The organism is Helicobacter pylori (assembly GCF_030323545.1).
GTDB lineage: Bacteria > Campylobacterota > Campylobacteria > Campylobacterales > Helicobacteraceae > Helicobacter > Helicobacter pylori_CO.
In genome coordinates this window covers 706,266-725,237 of sequence record NZ_CP122954.1, presented here as the reverse complement: position 1 = coordinate 725,237, position 18,972 = coordinate 706,266, and the positions used below count along the sequence as shown (strand labels likewise).

Genomic DNA, 18,972 nt, shown 5'->3' with positions numbered 1-18,972 from the left:
AGCAACTGATTGATCGTTGCTATTAAGATTGATAAGATAGATTGCTGGTTGTTAAGGGAGTTGGGTTATTCTTGTTGTATAATAATTCTTAAAAGGGTTAAGCCATGATTTATAAAAACAATAAAATAGATTTAAAAAACAAACGCTTTAAAAACCGCTCGTTTAAGGGCGTTAAAAAGAAAATCGCTAAAAAATATACAATCAAAAACTCGCCTTTGACAATTTATTCCTTAAAAACGCAATCAAATCTTTCCGTATCCTTTAACAAAAAAATCTTCTTAGGGCTAGGGTTTGTTTCAGCTTTGAGCGCTGAAGATTATAAGAGTTCGGTGTATTGGCTCAATAGCGTGAATGAAAATAACAGCAACAAATCCTACTATGTCAGCCCCTTACGCACTTGGGCTGGGGGGAGTAGGAGTTTTACGCAAAACTATAACAATAGCAAATTGTATATAGGGACAAAAAACGCTTCCGCAACGCCCAATAATTCTTCTGTGTGGTTTGGGGAAAAGGGCTATATCGGTTTTATTACAGGGGTTTTTAAGGCTAGGGATATTTTTATCACAGGAGCTGTTGGATCGGGTAATGAGTTAAAAACCGGCGGAGGCGCGATACTTGTTTTTGAAAGCTCAAACGAATTAAGCGCTAATGGGGCTTATTTTCAAAATAACAGAGCCGGGACGCAAACTTCTTGGATCAATTTGATTTCCAATAACAGCGTGAATTTGACAAACACAGATTTTGGCAACCAAACCCCTAATGGAGGCTTTAATGCTATGGGGCGAAAGATCACTTATAATGGCGGGATTGTCAATGGTGGGAATTTTGGCTTTGATAATGTGGATAGCAATGGCACAACCACCATCAGCGGAGTAACTTTCAACAATAATGGTGCGCTCACTTATAAGGGTGGGAATGGTATTGGGGGGAGCATCACTTTCACTAACTCTAATATCAATCATTACAAACTCAATCTTAACGCCAATAGCGTCACCTTTAATAACAGCACTCTAGGGAGCATGCCTAATGGCAACACTAATACTATAGGAAATGCCTATATTCTTAATGCAAGCAATATTACTTTTAATAATTTGACCTTCAATGGGGGTTGGTTCGTTTTTAATAGACCTGATGCTCATGTTAATTTTCAAGGCACAACCACGATCAACAACCCCACTTCACCCTTTGTTAATATGACCGGTAAAGTTACCATTAATCCTAATGCGATTTTTAACATTCAAAATTACACGCCTAGCATAGGAAGTGCTTACACGCTCTTTAGCATGAAAAATGGCAACATCACTTATAATGATGTCAGCGACTTATGGAATATCATCAGGCTTAAAAACGCGCAAGCCACAAAGGACAACAGCAAAAACGCCACTTCCAATAACAACACCCACACTTACTATGTAACTTACAATTTAGGCGGCACGCTTTATAATTTCAGACAAATTTTTAGCCCTAATTCTATTGTTTTACAATCTGTCTATTATGGTGCGAACAATATTTACTACACCAATAGCGTGAATATCCATGACAATGTCTTTAATTTAAAAAATATTAATGATGATAGAGCTGACACGATTTTCTACCTCAACGGCTTGAACACTTGGAATTACACTAATGCGAGATTTGCTCAAACCTATGGCGGGAAAAACAGTGCTTTAGTCTTTAACGCTACGACCCCTTGGGCTAATGGTGCGATCCCTAAATCTAATAGCACGGTGCGTTTTGGGGGGTATGAGGGAGTCAATTGGGGGAAAACGGGCTATATTACCGGCACTTTCACAGCCGATAGGGTTTATATCACCGGTAACATGATGTCTGGTAACGGCGCTCAAACCGGTGGGGGGGCGACTTTGAATTTTGTGGGTGCGACTGAAATTAATATCGCTGGAGCTGATTTTAAAAACCTAAAAACCACTTCACAAAATTCTTATATGACTTTTATGGCGTTAGGGGATAGCTCTGGGAGCGGCAAGATCAATGTTTCTCAGTCTGATTTTTACGATTGGACGGGTGGGGGGTATGATTTTACCGGTAATGGCGCTTTTGATAGCGTGAATTTCAACAAGGCTTATTACAAATTTCAAGGCGCTGAAAATTCTTACAATTTTAAAAACACGAACTTTTTAGCAGGGAATTTTAAGTTTCAAGGCAAGACCACCATTGAAAAATCCGTTTTAGATGACGCTTCTTATTCTTTTGATGGCGCGAATAACGCCTTTAATGAAAACAAATTTAATGGCGGTTCGTTTAGTTTTAATCATGCAGAGCAAACAAACGCTTTTAATAACAACTCGTTTAATGGCGGATCGTTTAGTTTTAACGCCAAGCAAGTGGATTTTAATCATAACTCGTTCAATGGGGGCGTGTTTAATTTCAATAATACCCCTAAAGTCAGTTTTACTGATGACGCTTTTAATGTGAACAACCAATTCAAAATAAACGGCGCTCAAACGGATTTTACTTTCAATAAGGGCGTTGTTTTCAACATGCAAGGGCTTTTGAGTAGCCTAAGCGTAGGCACGACTTACCAATTGCTTAACGCTAAAAGCGTGGATTATAAGGATAATAATAACGCTTTGTATCAAATGTTGCGTTGGATTAGTGGGGAAAATCCTAGCGGTAAATTAGTGGATGAAAATAGAACCGCACCAAGCAGCACTAAAATTTATAATGTCCAATTCACCGATAACGGCTTGACTTACTACATCAAAGAAAATTTTAATAATGGGATCACGCTCACTCGTTTATGCACTCTAGGGTATACGCATTGCGTGAATATCCATAATGAGGTATTTCATCTTAAAAATATCAATAATAACGCCAGTAACACCGTGTTCTATCTCAACGGCATGACGACTTGGAAGATCGCTGGCACAGGCGTTTTCACGCAAGATTATAGCGGCACTAACAGCGTTTTAGTGTTCAACCAAACTACCCCCTTTCTTGCTGGGGCGAATCCCACTTCTAATAGCGTGGTGGGTTTTGGGAAAACTTCAGGGGCTGAATGGGGGCTAGTGGGCTATATTCAAGGCGTTTTTAAAGCCAATCAAATTGATATTACCGGCACGATTCGCTCTGGTAATGGCGCTCAAACCGGTGGGGGTGCGACTTTAGTGTTTAACGCTCAAAAGCGTTTGAATATCGCTAACGCTCATTTGAATAACGATAAAGCCGGTTTGCAAAATTCATGGATGAATTTCATTGTCAATAACGGCAACTTGAATGTAACAAACGCAAATTTTAGCAACCAAACTCCGCATGGAGGCTTTAACCTTAAAGCGAATGATATTACTTTTAATGGGGGGTCTGTGAATGGAGGGGGGAATTTTGGCGTGGATAACGCCAATAGCAATGGCACAACCACCATTAGCGGAGTAACTTTCAATAATAACGGCACTTTGATTTATAAAGGGGGTGAAAACAGCGCCGGGAATTCCCTGACCCTAGAAAACAACACTTTCAATTCCTATAATATCAACGCCAAAGCGCAAAACCTTATTTTTAATAATAACTCGTTTAATGGCGGTAGCTATTCGTTTAATGACACTAAAAACACCACCTTTAAAGGCACAAACACGCTCATTAACAGCGATCCTTTCAGCCGCCTTCAAGGATCAATCGCTATTGACAATAATAGTATTTTTAATATTGAAAGGGATTTGACTGACAACACCACCTACACGCTTTTAAGCGGGAATAACATTAAATACAATAATGAAATTGTGGCGGATAACGCTTTTTCAAAAAATTTATGGAATCTGATCCATTATGGTGGCGAACGAGGGACTCTATTAAGAGCGGATAATAACACTTTTTTTGTGCAATTCACCCAAAGCAACGGCCAAAAATTTGTTTTTGAAGAGACTTTTAATCCGGGCTCTATCACCTATAAATATTTCACTATCCATTCTTCGCCTTTCCACACAGACGCTGATTTTAAGGATATTTGGAGTCAAATAAGGAAGCAATTTGATTTCATTCCAGGAAAAACCCCGGTGTGCGTTGGCGTGTGCTATATCGCGCCTTATAAAAATCAAGACCTTATTGGCTCTAGCGCTTTTGCGTGGTCGCTGAACTTTGGGGCTACGGTGGTAGGGACTTTGCTTTTAGGGAGCGCTCAAGAAAAGGCTAATGACAATGGCGGATCGATCTGGTTTGGTAAGAATAATTTGCTGTATTTGCATGGCAATTTCAACGCGACTAATATCTTTTTAACGAATAATTTTAATGTCGGCAACCCTAATGCTGGCGGTGGGGCGACGATTAGTTTTAACGCTGATGAAACCTTGAACGCTGACGGGTTGAATTACACGAATTTCCAAACCGTGGCTATGGGCTTACAAACCAGCGCGAGCCAGCATTCTTGGGCGAATTTTAATTCCAGGCTTTCTATGGAGATTAAAAACTCTAACTTTAGGGATTTCACATGGGGAGGCTTTAATTTTAATTCAGGGCGTATCACTTTTGAAAACACCACTTTTAGCGGTTGGACTAATATTAACGGAGCGACTGAGAGCGCTTCATCATATGTGAATATGGTTGCAAATACGGATTTGATTTTTTCTAATTCTATTTTAGGAGGGGGCATTCGCTATGATTTGAAAGCTAATAACATTATTTTCAATAACTCTCAAATCGTCATTGATGTGTCTAAAAATGTGAATCAGTCTTCATTGAATGGGAATGTTACTTTCAATCATTCCAGGCTTTCAGTCAAGCCCAACGCTGCTATTAATATTGGGGATAGCCAAACCCAAACGGCTTTAGAAAACGCTTCAAGCCTTTCTTTTTACAACAATAGCGTAGCGAATTTTAACGGCGCAACCGCTTTTAACGGGGTGTCTTATTTGAACTTGAACCCTAACGCTCAATTAAGTTTCAATCAAGCGAGTTTCAATAACGCTAATGTAACTTTTTATGGCATTCCTTTATTTGGTAAAACGCCTGATTTTGGCAACTCTGCACGCCTTATTAATTTCAAAGGGGACGCTACATTCGCTCAATCTACACTCAATTTAAGGGCTAAAAATATCCATATCAATTTCCAAGGGGCTTCCACTTTTAAACAAAACTCTACGATGAATCTAGCTGAAAGTTCTCAAGCGAGCTTTAATGCACTTAGCGTAGAAGGGGAAACGAATTTCAATCTCAATGGATCAAGCTTGTTGAATTTCAATGGCAATAGCGTTTTTAACGCTCCTGTGAGTTTTTATACCAATAATTCTCAAATTTCTTTCACTAAACTAGCGACCTTTAATGCAGACGCTTCATTTGATTTAAGCAACAACAGCACCCTGAATTTTCAAAGCGTTCTTTTAAATGGCGCTTTAAACCTTTTAGGCAATGGCAGTAACAATTTAGCGATCAACGCTAAAGGGAATTTTAGTTTTGGGTCTAAAGGGATTTTGAATCTGTCTTATATGAATCTATTTGGGGGGGATAAAAAAGCTTCCGTTTATGATGTGTTGCAAGCCCAAAATATTGATGGCTTAATGGGGAATAACGGCTATGAAAAGATCCGTTTTTACGGCATACAGATTGAAAAGGCTGATTACTCGTTTAATAACGGCGTTCATTCGTGGAGTTTCACTAACCCGCTCAATACGACTGAAACGATTACAGAAACCTTGCATAACAACCGCTTGAAAGTGCAGATCTCTCAAAACGGCACTTCTAATAATGAGATGTTTAATCTCGCTCCTAGTTTGTATGATTACCAAAAAAACCCTTATGATGAAAGCGTGAATTCCTATAATTACACAAGCGATAAGGCCGGTACTTATTATTTAACGAGCAATATCAAAGGCTTTAATCAAAGTAATGAGATACCAGGGACTTATAACGCGCAAAACCAACCCTTACAGGCCTTACGCATTTATAATCAGGCTATCACTAAGCAGGATTTAAACATGATTGCTAGCTTGGGTAAGGAATTTTTGCCTAAAATGGCTAAGCTTATTGCTTCAGGGGCTTTAGACAATCTCAATCTCAATAGCCCGAATGGTTTTGAAACTCTTTTTGGTATCTTTGAAAAGTATGGTATCACTTTAACTCAAGCAAATTGGAAGAGTTTATTGGGTATTATCAATAATTTTTCCAACACGGCTAATTACCATTTCTCTCAAGGCAATCTCGTGGTAGGGGCAATCAAAGAAGGGCAAACGAACACTAATAGCGTGGTGTGGTTTGGAGGCGATGGGTATAAAGAGCCATGCGCGGTTGGGGATAACACTTGCCAGATGTTTAGGCAGACTAATTTAGGGCAATTGATCCATTCCACTTCGCCTTATTTGGGCTATATTAACGCTAATTTTAGGGCTAAAAACATCTACATTACCGGAACCATCGGCAGCGGGAACGCTTGGGGGAGCGGAGGGAGCGCGAATGTGTCTTTTGAAAGCGGCACTAATTTAGTGCTCAATCAAGCCAATATTGACGCTCAAGGGACCGATAAAATCTTTTCTTATCTGGGGCAAGGTGGCATTGAAAAGCTTTTTGGGGGAAAGGGCTTGGGGAATATTCTTTCTAATATCATTTATGAAGAGAGTTTGAACAATAACGCTATCCCTAAAGATCTAGCCAGCATGATCCCTAAAGATTTTGGATCTAAGACTTTAAGCTCTTTGCTTAGCCCTACCGAAGTGAATAACCTCTTAGGCGTGAGCGCTTTTAAAAACGCGATCATGGAAATTTTAAATTCTAAAACGGTGGGCGATGTTTTTGGTGAAAACGGGCTTTTAAACGCTCTAGATCCTATAAAAAGAAAAGAGATCGATCAAATGCTTTTAGAGCAAATCCAAGCCCATTCTTCAGGGTTTGAAAAATTTATTGTTAAAACTTTAGGGATTGAAAATGTAGAGAATTTTATCAATACTTGGTATGGCAAGCAAAGTTTGAGCGCTTTTGCCAATAATTTTGTGCCTGGAGGGTTAAATCAAGCCCTTGATAAAATAGGCTCTAGTGCTGATGCCAAAGACTTACAGAGTTTCTTGAATAAAACGACCTTTGGGGATATTCTCAATCAGATGATCCATCAAGCCCCCTTAATCAATAAGCTCATTTCTTGGCTGGGCCCACAGGATTTGAGTGTGTTAGTCAATATCGCTTTAAATAGCATCACTAACCCTAGCAAAGAATTATTGGGTGCGATTTCTGGAATGGGTCAAAAAGTGCTGAACGATTTGTTAGGCGAAGGCGTAGTGAATAAGATCATGAGCAATCAAGTCTTAGGGCAAATGATCAATAAAATCATCGCTGATAAAGGCTTTGGAGGCGTTTATCATCAAGGTTTGGGATCCATACTGCCTAAACCCTTACAAGATGAGTTAAAACAATTGGGCATGGGTTCTTTGCTCAAACCTAAAGGCTTGCGCAATCTCTGGCAAAAAGGGAATTTCAGTTTTGTGGCTAAAAACCATGTGTTTGTGAATAACAGCTCGTTCAGTAACGCCACAGGGGGAGAATTGGATTTTGTAGCGGGCAAGTCCATTATTTTTAACGGGAAAAATACGATCAATTTCACGCAATATCAGGGCAGGCTTTCTTTTGTTTCTAAAGATTTTTCTAACATTTCATTAGATACTTTAAACGCTACCAACGGCTTAACGCTGAATGCTCCTAAAAATGACATTAGAGTTCAAAAAGGCCAGATTTGCGTGAATGTTTTAAATTGCATGAGCGAGAAAAAAGCTGATTTTTCAAATACAAGCGCTCCAACCGATGAAACTTTAGAAGTGAATGCCAATAATTTCGCTTTCTTAGGAACAATTAAAGCGAACGGCTTAGTGGATTTTTCAAAAGTCTTACAAAATACGACTATTGGGACTTTAAATTTAGAGCCAAATTCCACTTTTAAAGCCAACAACTTGATCGTGAATAACGCTTTTAACAATAACTCTAATTACAGGGTTAATATCAGCGGTAATCTCAATGTGGTAAAAGGAGCGGCTCTCAGCACGAATGAAAATGGTTTGAATGTGGGGGGCGATTTCAAGAGCGAAGGACCATTGACTTTCAATCTCAAGCGCCCAACTGATAGAACGATACTGAGCGTAACTAACACTTCTACGATCATGTCTTATAACAACCAGACACTAATCAACTTAAACACACAGCTTAAACAGGGCACTTACACGCTTATGGACGCTAAACGCATGTTTTATGGTTATGACAATCAAATCATTCGTGGAGGGAGCTTGAGCGATTACCTCAAACTCTACACCTTGATTGACTTTAATGGCAAACGCATGCAATTAAATGGCGATTCGTTAAGCTATGACAACCAACCGGTCAATATTAAAGATGGGGGTCTTGTGGTGAGCTTTAAAGACAATCAAGGGCAAATGGTGTATTCATCTATCCTTTATGATAAAGTTCAAGTTAGCGTCTCTGATAAGCCCATGGATATTCATGCCCCTAGTTTGGAGTATTACATTAAATACATTCAAGGCAGTGCTAGTTTGAATGCGATCAAATCTGCGGGCAATAATTCCATTCTGTGGTTGAATGAGCTTTTTGTGGCTAAGGGGGGCAATCCCTTGTTCGCTCCTTATTATTTGCAAGACAATCCCACTGAACACATTGTTACCTTAATGAAAGATATTACCAGCGCTTTAGGCATGCTTTCTAACTCTCATCTTAAAAACAATTCCACCGATGTTTTACAGCTCAACACTTACACGCAACAAATGGGCCGTTTAGCCAAACTTTCTAATTTCGCTTCTTTTGACTCAACGGATTTTAGCGAACGCTTGAGCAGCCTTAAAAACCAAAGATTTGCCGACGCTATCCCTAATGCGATGGATGTGATTTTAAAATATTCTCAAAGGGATAAATTAAAAAATAATCTTTGGGCAACCGGCGTTGGGGGCGTGAGCTTTGTGGAAAACGGCACAGGAACGCTCTATGGTGTCAATGTGGGCTATGACAGATTTATTAAGGGTGTGATTGTTGGAGGGTATGCGGCTTATGGGTATAGCGGGTTTTATGAACGCATCACTAATTCTAAATCGGATAATGTGGATGTGGGCTTGTATGCGAGAGCTTTCATTAAAAAGAGCGAGCTAACTTTTAGCGTCAATGAAACTTGGGGGGCTAATAAAACCCAAATCAGTTCCGCTGACACTTTGCTTTCTGTGATCAACCAGTCTTATAAATACAGCGCATGGACGACGAACGCGAGAGTCAATTACGGGTATGATTTCATGTTTAAAAACAAGAGCGTGATTGTCAAACCTCAAATTGGTTTAAGGTATTATTATATCGGCATGACCGGTTTAGAAGGGGTAATGAATAACGCACTCTATAACCAGTTTAAAGCGAATGCGGATCCGTCTAAAAAATCCGTTTTAATGATTGATTTTGCTTTTGAAAACCGCCATTATTTCAATACAAACTCTTATTTTTATGCGATTGGTGGCATTGGTAGGGATCTATTGGTGCGATCAATGGGGGATAAATTGGTGCGTTTCATTGGCGATAACATTTTGAGTTATAGAAAAGGCGAGCTTTACAACACTTTTGCGAACATCACTACAGGCGGAGAGATAAGGTTATTCAAAAGCTTTTATGTGAATGCTGGGGTAGGGGCTAGGTTTGGATTGGACTACAAAATGATCAATATCACCGGAAATATTGGAATGCGTTTAGCGTTTTAAAAGTAGGGGGCTTACCCCTTTTTGAGCCATTAAAAAAATCAATAATGGGATTAAGTCTTTAACGCATGCGTTCTTTTGGTGTTAGTAACATGCGATTAGCGCTTAGTAAAAAGAGGGTAATGCCACAAACAATGAAAAGTGTTGAAGTTATCAGTATTAGTATAGGGTCAATTCCTTGAAAGGACTTTAGTAAAAGTTGGTTAAGTTGGTAAAAAACAGAAGTTTTGATAAATAACTGACCAATACTAGGTAGATAGTCTAGAGAAACAAATACATTACAAGACATTAGCGCATAGAGATTGATGATATTACAAAATCCTAAGATGCTTTGTTCGTTTTGAAAAATTCTAGCTACAAAAATTGCCAAGCAAAAACAAAACAATGCACTTGAAAAAACACTAACAAACCCCAAAATAAGCGCTTTAAAATTAAGAATAGTGATGATATTGAGCATATAAAAAGAGAGAACAATAAAGATAAAAGCATATAGGATTACAACGATTAGTCTTGAAGCGATTAATGCTAGAGTTATTTGTTTGAAAGTTGCTGGTGATAGCATGTAGAACAAGAATATATTATGCGATTCTCAAGCTTGTTATAGCTTGTGTGAGACCAAAGATCGCGCTAGAAATAATAAGAAGTCCCATTAGACCTATAATGTTATTAAAGTAAAAAATTTCAGTGGTATTTTTTGAAAAAACAAAAATTAGTAATAGGAGCATTAAAATAGGATAAATAAAAGTCCAAAATAGCGTGCTTGTATTGGTGAGATAAGATTTGATTTCAAGTTTTAGGATAGATAGAATTGCTCCCATGAAATATCCTTTAGTAATGCTAATAAGTCTTTTGTGGTTGGTTTTTCTTTAAAGTTAAAAGTTTTAGCTACAGATTTTAATATAGAATTTAAAGGTTTGTATTGAGCAATGTTGCCATTCTTAAGGAGCAATACCCATTCGCAACTATCTAAGACAATCAGATCTGAGTGGCGATGATACTTGTAAGTTGTTGGGTGTTGCGCAAGCTTATGAGATTTGATAGTCTTATAAGAGCGTTTTGCTCTAAACTGGTTTCTGGTTCATCCATAATAATTAATTGGGGGTGGTGGCTAAGAGCTAAGTCAATCTTTAAGCGCTGTTTTTGTCCATCGCTTAGGTGTTCGTAGGTTTTATTCAAAAGATTTTTTTCAAATAGATTTGGAGTGCAGTTTTTGTGAAAAAATTGATAGAATTTAAAAAGGTCGTTTGCGTTTAATCTAGGTGGATAGTTGAATAGGTTAGAGACAACTCCCAATTGTTTGCGTTGTGGTATAACATTGTCGTGGTATGGAATATTATTGTTTTGTGCTTTAAAATTATAGTCTGATCTAATGCCTAGAATAGTGTTGATAAGCGTTGATTTTCCAGCACCATTTGTGCCAATAATGGCTGTGCTAGTATGATTTAAATGAAAAATCTTGTATATTTAAAGCGTTTTTGAGCATGTTTTTTATAGGCGTGATGCTGATATTAGAAATCATAAAATCCCCTTTTGATAGAAATGATTTAAAATCCCATCTAAGGTCATTATATTCAAATGATGGTTTGATTTAGCGTAGCGTTGCTAAAAAATTAACTGATCTTTGTTAAAACGAGCCAAAAGCGTTACTGATAGATGCGCTCTAACCGCATGAAACGATTTTAAAAAGCGTTCCAACTCCAAAAAACAGACAAAGCCAAAGCTTTAAATAAGAAAGACCCTAAAAGAGAAACGGAGTTTTTGATTTTTCATTATCAAAACCCCAAATACCCTCTTATTTTTTGTCCGTTATTGGTTTTACGGGTGTTTTAACATATAAAATTCCAACGCTTTTTCAAAGAGGAGCGAGCGGTTAGGAAAACCTTTCTCTTTCATGTATTCATCCACTTTAGCCATAAAACTGGGCGAAAGTAAAACGCTATGATTGATCCTTCGTTCTTTACTTGTTTTTTCTTCGTATTCTATCTCTTCTATTTCAGCTAACAAACTGGGCGAAAGCGAAATGTTAAAACTGCTTCTTCGTTCGCTGCTCACTTTTATTTCTGCTTCTAACTCAGCTAATTCGGTTAGCAATTTTTTGCGTTTGGCTTGTAAAGCTTGAATGGTTGTGTGTGCTTTATGGTGTTCCATCATTGTTCCTTAGAGTATCTTTATTTTTCGCATTCTACTATAAAATAGGATTTTGTGAGTAAATTCATTAAGAATGAAAATTGGAATTTTTCTTTAGAATTTAATTTTAATCCAATTCTTTAAGGTGCTTTAACAATTCTTCTTCATTCAAAACGCTCACGCCATGTTTTTGCGCTAGAGCGAGTTTTGAGCCGGGGTTTTCTCCAACGATTAAAAAATCGGTTTTAGCGCTCACGCTTGAAGCAATTTTTGCCCCCAAATTTTCTAATGTTTGAGCGTATTCTTGCCGTGGTTTAGAAAGCGTGCCGGTTAAAACAATCGTTTTATTATTGAAAACAGAAGAGCTTTCTTGCTTTTCTTCAGCTATATCGCTGTTTTTAGGGTTCAACAAATCAAATAACGATCGGATAAATTCCTGATTGCTCGCATAAAAATTGACTAAAGAACGCGCCATTTCCACCCCAAAGCCTTCCATTTCTAAAAACTCGGCTTCACTTTTTTCTAACACATTTAAGCCGTATTTGGCTAGCGTTTTACTCGCTCCCTTACCAATATGCTCAATCCCTAAAGCGTTGATCAAACGCCATAAGGGAGGGTTTTTGCTTTTTTGAATAGCGTCTAATAGATTTTGAGCTTTTTTGATTTTGAATTTGTCTAGCCGCATTAAATCTTCCAATTTTAAAGCATACAAATCCAGGGCGTTAAAAATGAGTTTTTCTTCAAAAAGTTGCTCTATGACTTTATCGCCTAAGCCTTGAATGTTTAAAGCGTCTTTAGAAGCGAAATGAATCAAGCTTTCTTTCAACCTTGCTGGGCAATTAAGGTTTTGGCAATAAGTAAAAATCTCTTCGCATAAAAGCTCATGCGAACATATAGGGCAAACTTTGGGGCGTTCAATTTTGTGTTGCGAGCCGTCTCTATAAGATTCTAAAGGTTTGATGATTTTAGGGATCACATCGCCGCTTCTAATGACAACAACCCTATCATTGAGCATGATATTCTTTTTTTCAATTTCAGAATAATTGTGTAAGGTCGCTTTAGTAATCATGGCTCCAGCAATTTCTACAGGCTCTAAGATAGCGACCGGTGTGATTGCCCCGCTGCGCCCCACTTGGTTAATGACTCCTACAATTTTTGTGTGTTTTTCTAAAGCCGGGAATTTATAAGCGCAAGCGAATTTAGGGGATTTTTGCGTGTAGCCTAGCTCCTTTTGAATATTTAATTCATTCACAACGATCACCATGCCGTCTAAAAGGGCAAAAAAGCCCTCCCTTTCTCTAATCAGGGTGTGGTAATTGTCTTCTATTTCTTGGTGGTTTTTGTTTAGGCTTAAGTATTGAATGGCGCTAAAACCTAACGAGACGATAAAATCCAAACACTCCTTAAAGCTTAAAAAATTTAAAGAATGCTTGCCCACGCCCCAAGGAATGAATTGCAATTTACGCTTTTTAGTGATTTCGCTATCAAGCTGCCTCAAACTCCCTGATGCGGCATTTCTGGGGTTAGCGAATAGGGGTTCATTAGCGTCTAGGCGCTCTTGATTCAAAGCGTCAAAATCCTCTTTAGAAATGATCACTTCGCCCCTGATTTCTATTTCTCCATTATAAGCGATAGAATGGGGGATATTAGCGATGTGTTTAGCGTTGTGGGTAACAAGCTCTCCTTCTAAGCCATTACCCCTAGTGGTCGCCTTCACTAACTTGCCATGTTGATACAAAAGATTGAGCGAAACCCCATCAAGTTTGGGCGAACACACGAACGAAGCGCTAGGATAGGCTTTTAAAATGCGTTGCAACCACGCTTGCAATTCACTTTGATTGAACACATCATCTAAACTCCACATCCGCATTAAATGGGGGTTTTTATTGAACGAATTGGTGGCAGTGGCCCCCACTTTTTGGGTAGGGGAATTGGCTTGAATATCATTAGGGTTTTTTTCTTCATAAGATTTTAATTCTTGATAAAGTTCATCATAGATCGCATCGCTTACGATTGACTCATCAAGGTTGTAATAATGGTGCGATAGGGTGTTTAAATATTCAATTCTTTCTAAATACTCTTTTTGGCTTTTTATCATGTTTGTAAAAACCTTTTAAACTAAATTAGGGTAGTATTATAACATTTAATCTTTGATAGGGCTTTAGGGGAAATCAGGTGGTAAGAGATATTGATAAAACGACTTCGTTGCACTTAAACAACGAAGCGCAATTTCTATGCTTTAGGTTAGATGCAGAAAAAGACACCCAACTTTATGGCTTAAACATTTTTAAGATCCGAGAAATTATCCATTATGATGGGGAGGTTACAGAGATTCTTGGGGGGAGCGATGGCGTGATGCTTGGATTTCTTAGTGTTAGGGGCGAGTCTATCCCTTTAGTGGATGTGAAAAGGTGGTTGCATTATAACGCTAGTGATCTGAGTCGCAATTTAAAAGAATACAGCGTTAAAGATGAGCATAATTTGGTGATTGTGTGCCATTTTTCTAACCATTCTATCGCTCTAAAGGTTTTAAAAATTGAAAGGATCATCCATAAAAATTGGACTGAGATTAACGCCGGGGACAAACAAGGCATTAATGAAGAGGGTAAACTTAGCGCTATCACTCGTTTTGATGAAGAACGAGTGGTGCAGATCTTAGATGTGGAAAAAATGATTAGCGATGTTTTCCCTAGCTTGAAGGATTTGGACGATTTGACTTTGCGTTGCATAGAAGCCATTCAAAGCCAAAAACTCATTTTAATCGCTGAAGACTCCTTGAGCGCTCTTAAAACCCTAGAAAAAATCGTTCAAACTTTAGAATTGCGTTATTTAGCCTTTCCAAACGGGAAAGAATTGTTGGATTATTTGTATGAAAAAGAACATTACCAACAGGTCGGCGTGGTCATTACGGATTTAGAAATGCCTGTTATTTCAGGGTTTGAAGTGCTAAAAACCATTAAAGCTGATAGCAGGACTGAGCATCTTCCTGTGATCATCAATTCGTCCATGAGCAGCGATTCTAACCGCCAGTTAGCCCAATCTTTAGAAGCGGATGGTTTTGTGGTAAAATCTAACATTCTTGAAATCCATGAAATGCTTAAAAAAACGCTTTCATAAATTTAATTTTTGTTTTAATTTAAAGGGATAAAACATGCGAAGTCATTTTTGCACAGAAATTAGTGAAAAAGATGTGGGTAAAATAGTCAAAGTGGCCGGGTGGTGTAACACTTATAGAGACCATGGAGGCGTGGTTTTTATTGATTTAAGGGATAAAAGCGGTTTGGTGCAACTAGTCTGTGATCCTAGCTCTAAGGCTTATGAAAAGGCTTTAGAGGTTAGGAGCGAATTTGTGCTAGTGGCTAAAGGAAGAGTGCGTTTGAGAGGTGCTGGGTTAGAAAACCCTAAACTAAAAACGGGTAAAATTGAAATTGTTTTAGAAGAGTTAATTATTGAAAATAAAAGCGCTACCCCACCGATTGAAATCGGCAATAAAAGCGTGAATGAAGATTTGCGCTTGAAATACCGCTATTTGGATTTGCGCTCTTTGAATGCTTATGAAATCTTCAAATTGCGTAGCGAAGTGGCTTTAATTACTCGTAACACTCTAGCCCAAAAGGGTTTTTTAGAGATTGAAACCCCCATTTTGTCTAAAACCACGCCTGAGGGAGCTAGGGATTATTTGGTGCCAAGCAGGGTGCATGAGGGCGAATTTTTCGCGCTTCCTCAAAGCCCGCAATTATTCAAACAGCTTTTAATGGTGGGGGGAATGGACAGGTATTTTCAAATCGCTCGTTGCTTTAGAGATGAAGATTTGAGGGCGGACAGGCAGCCAGAATTCACGCAGATTGATGCGGAAATGAGCTTTTGTGATGAAAATGATGTGATGGGCGTGGTGGAAGATTTGTTGCAAGAGATTTTTAAAGCGATTGGGCATACTATTTCTAAACCTTTTAAACGCATGCCTTATAAGGAAGCGATGGAAAATTACGGGAGCGATAAGCCGGATTTGCGCTTTGGATTGCCTTTGATAGAAGTGGGGGATTGTTTTATAGACAGCTCAAACGCTATTTTTTCTCATATCGCGCAAGATCCTAAAAACAAACGCATTAAAGCTTTGAATGTTAAGGGGGCTGATGCGATTTTTAGCCGCAGCGTTTTAAAAGAATTAGAAGAATTTGTGCGCCAATTTGGGGCTAAAGGCTTAGCGTATTTGCAAATTAAAGAAGATGGGATTAAAGGGCCTTTAGTTAAATTTTTGAGCGAAAAAGGACTTAAGAATATTTTAGAAAAAACTGGTGCAAAAACTGGGGATATTGTCTTTTTTGGAGCTGGGGATAAAAAAATCGTGTTAGATTACATGGGGCGCTTGCGCTTGAAGGTGGCTGAAACGCTTGACTTGATTGATAAAGACGCTTTAAATTTTTTATGGGTAGTCAATTTCCCCATGTTTGAAAAAACCGAAAACGGCTATCATGCCGCGCACCACCCTTTTACGATGCCTAAAAATATAGAATGCGAAGATATAGAAGAGATTGAAGCACATGCGTATGATGTGGTGCTTAATGGCGTGGAGCTTGGTGGGGGGAGTATAAGGATTCATAAAGAAGAAATGCAAAAAAAAGTCTTTGAAAAAATCAATATCAACGAAGAGGAAGCGCAAAAGAAATTTGGCTTTTTACTGGAAGCGCTCAAGTTTGGCGCTCCTCCTCATGGGGGCTTTGCGATAGGCTTTGATCGCTTGATCATGCTAATGACCAAATCCAACAGCATTAGAGATGTGATCGCTTTCCCTAAAACGCAAAAAGCTTCATGCTTATTGACTGACGCTCCTAGCCCCATTAATGAAGAGCAACTAAGAGAATTACACATTCGCTTAAGAAAATAATTTGAAAGGATAAGATATGAAACAACTATTTTTGATTATTGGAGCCCCAGGGAGTGGTAAAACCACTGATGCAGAGCTTATCGCTAAGAATAACAGCGAAAAAATCGCTCATTTTTCTACTGGGGATTTATTAAGGGCTGAGAGCGCTAAAAAGACCGAGCGAGGCTTATTGATTGAGAAATTCACTTCTCAAGGCGAGTTAGTGCCTTTAGAAATTGTGGTAGAAACGATCCTTTCAGCGATTAAAAGCTCTAGTAAAGGGATCATTTTAATTGATGGCTATCCTAGGAGCGTGGAACAAATGCAGGCTTTGGATAAGGAATTGAACGCTCAAAACGAAGTGATCTTAAAAAGCGTGATTGAAGTAGAAGTGAGTGAAAACACCGCTAAAGAAAGGGTTTTAGGGCGTTCTAGGGGGGCTGATGATAATGAGGTCGTGTTTCATAACCGCATGCGGGTGTTTTTAGACCCCTTAGCTGAAATCCAAAACTTCTACAAGGCTAAGCATCTGCATAAAATCATCAATGGCGAAAGAAGTATTGAAGAAATCGTGAATGAAATGCAAAAATATATTTTGTCTTTTGCAAATTAAAATGCGTTCCAAAGAGAATGAGCTGTGATTTGTGTTTATATCATTTCTTTAAAAGAAAGTCAAAGGCGTTTGGATACTGAAAAACTCGTTTTAGAATCCAATGAAAAATTTAAAGGGCGTTGTGTTTTTCAAATCTTTGACGCTATTAGCCCTAAAAACGAAGATTTTGAAAAATTCGTTCAAGAGCTTTATGACGCCCCGAGTTTATTGCAATCTGATTGGTATCATTCAGACATTAGCGATGGTTTGACTTTGCCTGAATTAGGGTGCTATTTAAGCCATTATTTTTTATGGAAAGAATGCGTTAAAACAAACCAACCGGTCGTTATTTTAGAAGATGATGTAGCGCTAGAATTTAACTTCATGCAAGCCCTAGAAGATTGCTTGAAAAGCCCTTTTGATTTTGTGAGACTCTATGGGTGTTATTGGTATTACCACGATACAAAATTCCATGTTTTACCCAAAGAATTTGTATTTCCTCCCTTTGATTCTTCTTTAAAAAATCGCTCTATTTTAGAAAAATGTAGAGAAATGTCAAATATTTTTATTGGCAAGCTTTCAAGCCTTTCTGTTTATAAATACATCCATTTTGCTTTAGGTTTTCTCAAAAAAATACAAAGAAACTATTACCCAACGCATGAAAAAGAAGCCTTTTTTTTAGAGCATTTCTATCTCACCAGCGTGTATGTGGCTTCTACAGCCGGTTATTACTTAACCCCTAAGGGTGCTAAAACTTTTATAGAAGCCACGAAGCGTTTTAAAATCATAGAGCCGGTGGATATGTTCATAAACAACCCCACTTACCATGACATTGCTAATTTTACCTATGTGCCTTGCCCTGTTTCTTTAAGCGAGCATTCTTTAGACAGCACCATTCAAAAGCCCCAAAAAAAGAGCTTGAAATCTTACCCGCTTCCGCCTAAAAAATCAACTTTTAGGGGGCTTTTCTTTTATAGTCTCAATGCTAAAAAGCGTTTAAAAGCCTTTCACAAATACAGCAAACGATACGATCATTTAAAAACCCCTAAAGAGGTTTAAAAAGAATAAAAAAATTTTATGGCAGAATAATTCATGGAATGCCATATTTAGGAGTTCATTTGACACAAGCTTATATCATTTCTTTAAAAGAAAGTCAAAGGCGTTTGGATACTGAAAAACTCGTTTCAGAATCCAATGAAAAATTTAAAGGGCGTTGTGTTTTTCAAATCTTTGACGCTATTAGCCCTAAACACGAAGATTTTGAAAAATTCGTTCAAGAGCTTTATGATGCGCAAAGCATGTTAAAATCCGATTGGTTCCATTCTGATTATTGTTATCAAGAATTATTGCCCCGAGAATTTGGGTGCTATTTAAGCCATTATCTTTTATGGAAAGAATGCGTTAAAACAAACCAACCGGTCGTCATTTTAGAAGATGATACAGCGCTAGAGTCTAACTTCATGCAAGCCCTAGAAGATTGCTTGAAAAGCCCTTTTGATTTTGTGAGACTCTACGGGCATTATTGGGGAGGTCATAAAACCAATTTATGCGCTCTCCCTATCTATACAGAGGCTGAAGCACCTGAAACGCCTATTGAAAACCATATGAAGTTACCCCCCCCCCCCCCAATCCCGCACGAGAAACGCAACAAGATTTTATTATTGAAACGCAACAAGACCCCAAAGAACTATCTGAGCCTTGCAAAATAGCGCCCCAAAAAATCT

General features: G+C 38.3%; 8 protein-coding genes and 2 pseudogenes. 6 read left to right on the top strand and 4 right to left on the bottom strand.

Annotated elements, in window-relative coordinates:
- Positions 1-104 precede the first annotated feature (104 nt).
- Positions 105-9,668: a vacuolating cytotoxin domain-containing protein gene (locus tag QAP06_RS03435; protein WP_286466961.1), complete on the top strand. Its 9,564-nt coding sequence runs from the start codon at positions 105-107 to the stop codon at positions 9,666-9,668.
- A gap of 58 nt (positions 9,669-9,726) precedes the next feature.
- On the opposite strand, the pseudogene QAP06_RS03430 reads toward QAP06_RS03435, so the two are convergent.
- The 4 genes and pseudogenes from QAP06_RS03430 to ligA form a co-directional block, all read right to left on the bottom strand.
- A pseudogene (locus tag QAP06_RS03430) lies at positions 9,727-10,483 on the bottom strand (ABC transporter permease).
- Positions 10,459-11,184: pseudogene (locus QAP06_RS03425) on the bottom strand (ATP-binding cassette domain-containing protein). Before QAP06_RS03425 ends, QAP06_RS03430 begins: the two co-directional pseudogenes overlap by 25 nt.
- A gap of 296 nt (positions 11,185-11,480) precedes the next feature.
- Positions 11,481-11,813, bottom strand: a complete 333-nt coding sequence (locus tag QAP06_RS03420; protein ID WP_000399904.1) for a hypothetical protein — start codon at positions 11,811-11,813, stop codon at positions 11,481-11,483.
- A gap of 106 nt (positions 11,814-11,919) precedes the next feature.
- A complete protein-coding gene (gene ligA / locus QAP06_RS03415) occupies positions 11,920-13,890 on the bottom strand; it encodes an NAD-dependent DNA ligase LigA (RefSeq protein ID WP_286466950.1) in 1,971 nt (656 codons plus the stop codon).
- 77 nt (positions 13,891-13,967) lie between these two features.
- Between ligA and QAP06_RS03410 the strand changes: the two genes are divergently transcribed.
- From QAP06_RS03410 to QAP06_RS03390, 5 genes are read left to right on the top strand one after another with little or no spacing between them, the layout of a single operon-like run.
- Entirely contained in the window at positions 13,968-14,909 is a 942-nt protein-coding gene (locus tag QAP06_RS03410) for a chemotaxis protein (protein WP_286466948.1), read from the top strand.
- Between the two features lie 34 nt (positions 14,910-14,943).
- Positions 14,944-16,677: an aspartate--tRNA ligase gene (gene aspS, locus QAP06_RS03405; RefSeq protein ID WP_286466947.1), complete on the top strand. Its 1,734-nt coding sequence runs from the start codon at positions 14,944-14,946 to the stop codon at positions 16,675-16,677.
- A gap of 16 nt (positions 16,678-16,693) precedes the next feature.
- A complete protein-coding gene (locus QAP06_RS03400; RefSeq protein ID WP_286466944.1) occupies positions 16,694-17,269 on the top strand; it encodes an adenylate kinase in 576 nt (191 codons plus the stop codon).
- A 24-nt stretch (positions 17,270-17,293) separates the two neighbouring features.
- Positions 17,294-18,307: a glycosyltransferase family 25 protein gene (locus QAP06_RS03395; RefSeq protein WP_286466933.1), complete on the top strand. Its 1,014-nt coding sequence runs from the start codon at positions 17,294-17,296 to the stop codon at positions 18,305-18,307.
- Positions 18,308-18,366: 59 nt separating this feature from the next.
- Positions 18,367-18,957: a glycosyltransferase family 25 protein gene (locus QAP06_RS03390; RefSeq protein ID WP_286467452.1), complete on the top strand. Its 591-nt coding sequence runs from the start codon at positions 18,367-18,369 to the stop codon at positions 18,955-18,957.
- Positions 18,958-18,972: the final 15 nt, after the last annotated feature.